The organism is Psychromonas algicola (assembly GCF_004378355.1).
GTDB lineage: Bacteria > Pseudomonadota > Gammaproteobacteria > Enterobacterales > Psychromonadaceae > Psychromonas.
Genome location: NZ_SNUB01000037.1, coordinates 24,603 through 31,424, shown reverse-complemented (window position 1 = coordinate 31,424; position 6,822 = coordinate 24,603). Strand labels below are relative to the sequence as shown.

The following is a 6,822-nucleotide window of genomic DNA, read 5'->3' as shown; positions in this document are numbered from 1 at the left end:
ATTGATGTGCGAGCGAGTGCTTCTGAAAGTTCCATAAAAAAATCCCATGACCTTTTGAGTCATAGGATTTTGATCTTCTTACGTTAAAAATCAACTAATTTTTCTTAACTGATCGGCATTACCTTTTTAGGTGGTTTTTTTATGTCTTTATTTTCCTGTTGTTGAGGGCAGATAAAAGCTAAGCATTAAGATCAAACCCCACCTTAAACGCCTGTTGTAATAAATCGACTTTATTGGGTTCAATAGGAGCCTTTTTACTCACTAAAGACAAATCAAATTGATAAGTTAAAGTACTTGGTTTGATGATCCTTATTTCGCCTATATTTAATTCCTGTTGAATATAACTTTGCGGCATATAACCCAAGTATTGCCCTGAGAGTATCATGGTTTTTCGCATATCAAATTGGTAAGCTTTGGCGCTTAAGTTTAGTTTTTTTAATTGTTCTCGGCCTTTTATTTCAATGTCGATTCCCGGGTGGATGGTTGCCGTTTCGGCTAAAGTCTCCGGTTTAATGTCACTGTCAACTTGATTAAAAAAAGGGTGGTTTTTACCACAACAAAGGTAAATAGGTTCACTGGTGAGAGGCTGATAATGCAAGCCTTCTATTTTTTGGTAGCCCGGGAAAATCCCCATATGAGCTTTGTCTTTTAACAGTAATTTTTCAATATTTGAAATCGAGTCACCGTCTAAAGTGATATGTAAGTTAGGGGCCTTTTTATTAATGAATGCAATGGTTTGAGCAAGCTTATTTTGTTTATGAGTATCGAGTTGATCTGCACATAGAATCACTATTTCTCCACTGAGCTCTTTGCCTAATGTCCCCACCATTAAAGAAAAATTATTGAGAGAATCAAATAAATCAATCACCGCTCGATAAACTAATTGTCCTTCTTCGGTTAAGGAAAATCCAGCACGCCCACGTGTACATAATTTTAATTTCATTCGTGTTTCAAGATTGGACATATGCACACTGATAGTGGAGCGAGTAATGCCTAATGCTGCTTCCGCTGCAGAAAATCCACCATGTTCAACAACAGATACAAAAATACGCAAGAGACGTAAATCGTACTCGGCAATGGGTTTAGGAATAATGGATTGTACGTTCATGTGCGTCTCTAATGTTTTATTTACTTAAACCTTAAGGTTGATAGTTTTATATTTAACCTGAGTTAGTTTTAGTATTCAATAGTTATTCACTACATTCAAAGGAGCATTTATGTTGCAGCATCAAGGTTCGGGTTTACAAGATAAACAATTAATTAAAAACTTTTCGTATATTAATGGCAGTTGGCACAGTAGTGAATCTAATCTCGCCGTGACCAATCCTGCAACGGGTGAAACCATCACAGAAGTTGGTAATGCAGGAGTAGCCGAAACTAAGTTGGCTATCAAAGCCGCTAAAGGAGCCTTTAAAATGTGGGCGGCTAAATCAGCGAATGAGCGTGCTGGATTAATGAAAAAGTGGTTTGACTTGCTGATGCAGCATCAAGACGATCTTGCTCGCATTTTAACCCTTGAACAGGGTAAACCGCTCGCTGAAGCTAAAGGTGAAATCGCCTATGGTGCAGCATTTATTGAATGGTTTGCTGAAGAAGGAAAACGTATTTACGGTGACACTATTCCTGCGCCTTCAGGTGATAAACGCATTATCGTGATCAAACAGCCCGTCGGTGTGGTTGCATCTATTACCCCTTGGAATTTTCCCAATGCCATGATTGCACGTAAAGCGGCTGCTGCTTTATCGGCTGGTTGTACTTTTGTGGTACGTCCTGCAACGCAAACTCCTCTTTCTGCACTAGCCATGGCTGAGCTGGCTGAACGAGCTGGTATTCCTGCTGGCGTTTTTAATGTCGTTGTTGGTGATGATGCAAGAGGGATGGGTGAAATATTAACGCAGCATCCTGATGTCGCTAAATTTACCTTTACTGGGTCAACTGCGGTAGGAAAATCGTTAATTAGCCAGTGTGCAACATCAGTGAAAAAAGTATCAATGGAGTTAGGAGGTAATGCGCCTTTTATTGTTTTTAATGATGCAGATATCGATGCTGCGGTTCAAGGTGCTGTGATGTCGAAATACCGAAATGCAGGTCAAACTTGTGTTTGTACAAATCGTATTTTTGTACAACGCGAAGTGGTTGCCGAGTTCACTGAAAAATTTACAACAGCAGTGGCCGCTTTAAATCTCGGTGATGGTTTAGTGGATGGCATTACTATTGGGCCAATGATTTCCAGCGACGCTGTTAATGGCGTGGATGCCTTGGTGAAAGATGCTGTAGCCGCAGGTGCCAATATTGTACTGGGTGGGCAACGTGATTCCGCTGGTGAAACCTTTTATCAACCAACTATTTTAACGGGAGTGAGTAATGACATGGCCATTGCGAGTCATGAAATATTTGGCCCAGTGTCGCCAATTATTAGCTTCGAGACTGAAGAAGAAGTGATTGCCATGGCCAATGATACTGAATATGGCTTAGCCGCTTACTTTTACGCGCGCGATATCGGATTAATTTGGCGAGTGGCAGAGCAATTGGAATACGGCATGGTGGGTATCAATGAAGGTGCTATTTCTAATGCTGCTGCGCCGTTTGGTGGCGTAAAACAATCGGGTAATGGGCGTGAAGGTTCAAAATATGGATTAGACGATTACTTAGAAATTAAATACTTATGCATGGGCGGATTAGGCAAATAACGCCGAATACTGACCTCTATAATGTCATTCGATAAAGCTAAAATTAGGCGAATAAAATGAACAATACTGACTTACAAGCAAGAAAAAATAAAGTGATTGCACGCGGGCAAGGCAATGTTTATCCGGTGTATGTTGAAAGCGCACAAAATGCAGAAATTTGGGATGTTGAAGGTAATCGTTATATTGATTTCGGCACCGGGATTGCTGTGTGTAATACTGGCCATAGTCACCCTAAAGTTGTGGCAGCAGTGAAAGCACAAGTGGAGAAATTTAGTCATACTTGTGTGATGGTAAATCCTTACGAAGTAGCGGTTGAACTCGCTGAAAAATTGACAGAACTCGCACCGGGTGAGTCGCCTAAAAAAGCCATTTTTGTCACCACGGGTGCAGAAGCTGTAGAAAACTGTGTGAAAATAGCACGTGCACACACTGGGCGTCGTGGCGTGATTGCATTTAATGGTGGGTTTCATGGCCGTACGAATTTAACGATGGCATTAACAGGGAAAATTACACCGTACAAACATCAGTTTGGTCCATTCGCAGGTGATATTTTCCACGCACCTTTCCCAATTGAACAGCATGGTATTTCAGTAAAGGAGTCACTTAAAGCGGTTGCTAACCTGTTTAAAGTCGATATCGCACCATCAGATGTGGCAGCGATTATTGTTGAGCCGATTCAAGGTGAAGGTGGTTTCTATTCTGCGCCTGCTGAGTTTCTACAAGGTTTACGTAAAATCTGTGATGATAATGGCATCATCTTAATTGCCGATGAAATTCAAACAGGTTTTGGTCGTACGGGTAAAATGTTTAATATTGAATATTCAGGTGTTGAACCAGATTTAATCACTATGGCAAAAGGGATTGCTGGTGGTTTTCCTTTATCTGCTGTTGTAGGTAAAAGTGAAATCATGGATTCACCTTTGCCGGGTGGTTTAGGTGGGACTTATGGTGGCTCACCGGTTGCCTGTGCTGCTGCATTGTCTGTTTTGGAAGTTATTGAAGAAGAAAATTTGGTTCAGCGCGCCAATGAAATCGGTGCGATTTTCAATGAAAAACTAACTCAGTTACAGCAAACATTTCCTGGGTTAATTTTAGACGTCAGAAATAAAGGGGCAATGATTGCTATTGAGTTAGTGACAGAGGGCGATAGTGAAAAACCTAATACTGTACTCACACAAGCGATAATTGCACATGCTGCTGAGTATGGTTTAGTGCTATTAGCTTGTGGGTTTTACGGCAACGTGATCCGTTTTTTACCTGCCTTAACGGCGAGTGATGCCATCGTGGAAGAAGGCTTAGAAAAATTCGCTAACTTGTTTAAATCGGTGTGTGAATAACGCCCGTTTTGTACCCTGCCTGCAAGTAATGTAGGCAGGGGTTATGCTGTTTATAGCATTAAAAAAATAGATATCAACAACGGAAAACGCGATTTATGGGCACAGGTATAATTTTTTGCATCGTAGATAGGTGAAAACAATGTTGGTAATAGAATAAAACGATGTCATTTTAGCTTGTCTCTTTACTGATTATTCTGCATTGTTATAGCTCGTTATCATTAAAAATAAACTGATAGCAGCGCTAAATATTAATAAGGCTGAGCACACATGAGTTGGCAAAACTATAAAAAAACTTTTCGTACAGAAGGAGACCTATTCGATTTTGCTCGCAGTGGCGATCTAAGAGGGTTAGCAAATCTATTATCTGGAGAGGAAAGTCTTGAGATCGATGCCGTTAATCACAGAGGCTATTCTGCTTTGATGTTGGCTGTCTATAATGGTGAAAAAGACTTTTGTGAAGCGCTATTGAGATGCGGAGCTAATGTTAATTCTGTTGATGGCGTCGGTAATACTGTTTTAATGGCAGCTGCCTTTAAGGGGCAGGTTGGTATTGTTGAGCTACTTCTACAATTTAATGCTGATATTTCTCTTAAAAACAAAACTAATATGAATGTTCGAGATTGGGCTAATATGTTTGGTCGTACCGATGTTTTATCTTATTTAGACTCACATTATCCATCACAAATAGCCTCATCAAAGTTTAAAAATATGCTTAGGTTTATTAAATTAGGCATTCTCTTGATTCAAAGCAAATTTAAGTGATCTGTTTAAAATATTAGAGCGTATCAGGCGTATGATTTACTTCTAAAAACATATCGTTTTTATTCTTGAAATTATAAAGGAGCTCAATATGAACATTGGTATTAATGAAAAAGATAGAATAGAAATTGCTGAAGGATTAAAACGTCTACTTGCTGACTCTTATACTTTATATCTTCAAACGCATAATTTTCATTGGAATATTACAGGGCCTCAATTTCGTGAATTACACCTTATGTTTGAAGAGCATTATACGGAGTTAGCGGTTGCTGTGGATGATATTGCTGAACGTATTCGCGCATTAGGTGTTGCTGCACCAGGGACTTACAAAGAATTCAGCCAATTGAGTTCAATTGAAGAAGTCGCTGGTATTTCTGATGCTAGCACTATGGTAAGAATTCTTACAGAATCGCATGAACAAGTGATTAGAACTTGTCGTGAAGTGTTGAAATTGGCACAAAATGCAGAAGATGAGTCTACTGCTTCTGTTGTTTCTGACCGCATGTTAACTCATGAAAAAACAGCTTGGATGCTACGTGCAACTTATAGCTAAATAATTGCCACTGTATCCGTTTAATGCTTATTTATATTAAGTGCTGAATGTGAAAACCTATTTCAGGGCGGGACAAACTCAACAAAAAAGCCAACTACAAAACAGTTGGCTTTTTACTATCAGTGGCTAAATATCTATAAAAATACAGAAAGCCGTTTTATTCAGATTAAGAAATCAGTCCAAAGTAACGAGGAAGGAATAAACTTATTTCTGGAATAAAGGTGATAAGCAACAAAGTCACTATCAGCACTGCACAGAAAGGCATAATGCTTTTTATTACATTTTCAATTTTAGAGCCACTCACACTACAGCCTACAAATAGAGCTGTTCCTACTGGTGGGGTTGCAATACCAATACAAAGGTTGAATATAATCATCATTGCAAAGTGAATTGGATCCATACCTAAGGTTGTTGCAATTGGCATAAAGATCGGTGTGAAGATTAATACCGCAGGCGTTAAATCCATAAACATACCGACGATTAGTAAAATTATATTCATTAAGATGAAGATAATAATTGGGTTATCAGAAATAGATAACATCCAATCACTGATCATTGTAGGTAACCCTGTGAATGCCATTGCCCATGACATGATTGTAGAAGCACCAATCAAGAACAACATAATGCCTGTAATTTGTGTTGTTTCTTTACAAATTATTGCAAAGTGTGACCATTTTAGCGTCCGATAACAGAGTGACAATGTAAAGGAGTATAGCACCGCGATACATGCACCTTCAGTTGCAGTAAATACACCACCAATGATTCCGCCAATAACAACAAAGATAAGGCCTAAACTTGGCGTTGCTTGCCAAACAATTCTAACCACATCTCTTACTGTGAAACCGCTATTAGCACTTGTTTTATAGCCTTTCTTTTTAGCAATAAAATAAGCGACAACCATACAGCTTAATCCCATTAAAATACCTGGAACATAACCGGCGATAAACAGAGCTGCAACCGATGTACCACCAGATACCACGGAAAATACGATCAATGAATTACTTGGCGGAATAAGTAGACCGGCAGGGCAAGAAGCGACATTGACAGCTGTTGCCAAGTTTTTATCATAGCCTTCTTTCTCTAATTCAGGACCTAAGGTTTTACCAACAGCGGCTGCCGCAGCAACTGCTGAGCCCGACACTGCGCCAAACATCATATTGGCAAAGATATTAACGTGTAAAAGAGAGCCTGGGATCCAACCAACCATTAACTTTGCAAGGTTAATAAGTCGGCCTGCAATGCCACCTACATTCATTATATTCCCAGCGAGAATAAAGAAAGGGATGGCTAATAAACTGAAGCTGTCGATACCAGTAATAATTTTTTGACCTGCAGTAATACTTGCAACATCAAAGGGTAAAATGAAATACATGATGGTTAACGATGACATAGCGATTGCAACAGCAATAGGCACGCTTATCGCGATCATGAATAAAAATAGGCCTAGCAGCCAAACACCAATGGACAAGTCCATAATATGAGT

Annotated in this window: 6 protein-coding genes; 4 read left to right on the top strand and 2 right to left on the bottom strand. The window is 39.4% G+C overall.

The features are described 5' to 3' along the window. Window positions 1-178: 178 nt before the first annotated feature. Window positions 179-1,108, bottom strand: a complete 930-nt coding sequence (locus tag E2R67_RS14675; protein ID WP_134291706.1) for a LysR family transcriptional regulator — start codon at window positions 1,106-1,108, stop codon at window positions 179-181. A 109-nt stretch (window positions 1,109-1,217) separates the two neighbouring features. Between E2R67_RS14675 and E2R67_RS14670 the strand changes: the two genes are divergently transcribed. The 4 genes from E2R67_RS14670 to E2R67_RS14655 all read left to right on the top strand — a co-directional run bounded on the left by E2R67_RS14670 (window position 1,218) and on the right by E2R67_RS14655 (window position 5,339). Beyond that, complete coding sequence (locus tag E2R67_RS14670) at window positions 1,218-2,690, top strand: NAD-dependent succinate-semialdehyde dehydrogenase (RefSeq protein ID WP_134291705.1); 1,473 nt, start codon at window positions 1,218-1,220, stop codon at window positions 2,688-2,690. 56 nt (window positions 2,691-2,746) lie between these two features. Then, window positions 2,747-4,027: a 4-aminobutyrate--2-oxoglutarate transaminase gene (gene gabT / locus E2R67_RS14665; protein ID WP_134291704.1), complete on the top strand. Its 1,281-nt coding sequence runs from the start codon at window positions 2,747-2,749 to the stop codon at window positions 4,025-4,027. 267 nt (window positions 4,028-4,294) lie between these two features. After that, the gene (locus E2R67_RS14660; protein WP_134291703.1) at window positions 4,295-4,789 is read left to right on the top strand and encodes an ankyrin repeat domain-containing protein; all 495 of its coding nucleotides are present in this window, start codon (window positions 4,295-4,297) and stop codon (window positions 4,787-4,789) included. Window positions 4,790-4,877: 88 nt separating this feature from the next. Further along, complete coding sequence (locus tag E2R67_RS14655) at window positions 4,878-5,339, top strand: Dps family protein (protein ID WP_134291702.1); 462 nt, start codon at window positions 4,878-4,880, stop codon at window positions 5,337-5,339. Between the two features lie 166 nt (window positions 5,340-5,505). Here E2R67_RS14655 and E2R67_RS14650 read toward each other — a convergent pair whose 3' ends face one another. Beyond that, on the bottom strand, window positions 5,506-6,813 hold the full coding sequence (locus tag E2R67_RS14650) for a TRAP transporter large permease (RefSeq protein WP_134291701.1): 1,308 nt from the start codon (window positions 6,811-6,813) through the stop codon (window positions 5,506-5,508). Window positions 6,814-6,822 lie beyond the last annotated feature (9 nt).

Coding starts and splice junctions, on each gene's coding strand:
- E2R67_RS14650 (WP_134291701.1), bottom strand. CDS start 6,813: ATGGACTTGTCCATTGGTGTTTGGCTGCTAGGCCTATTTTTATTCATG.
- E2R67_RS14670 (WP_134291705.1), top strand. CDS start 1,218: ATGTTGCAGCATCAAGGTTCGGGTTTACAAGATAAACAATTAATTAAA.
- E2R67_RS14675 (WP_134291706.1), bottom strand. CDS start 1,108: ATGAACGTACAATCCATTATTCCTAAACCCATTGCCGAGTACGATTTA.
- gabT (WP_134291704.1), top strand. CDS start 2,747: ATGAACAATACTGACTTACAAGCAAGAAAAAATAAAGTGATTGCACGC.
- E2R67_RS14655 (WP_134291702.1), top strand. CDS start 4,878: ATGAACATTGGTATTAATGAAAAAGATAGAATAGAAATTGCTGAAGGA.
- E2R67_RS14660 (WP_134291703.1), top strand. CDS start 4,295: ATGAGTTGGCAAAACTATAAAAAAACTTTTCGTACAGAAGGAGACCTA.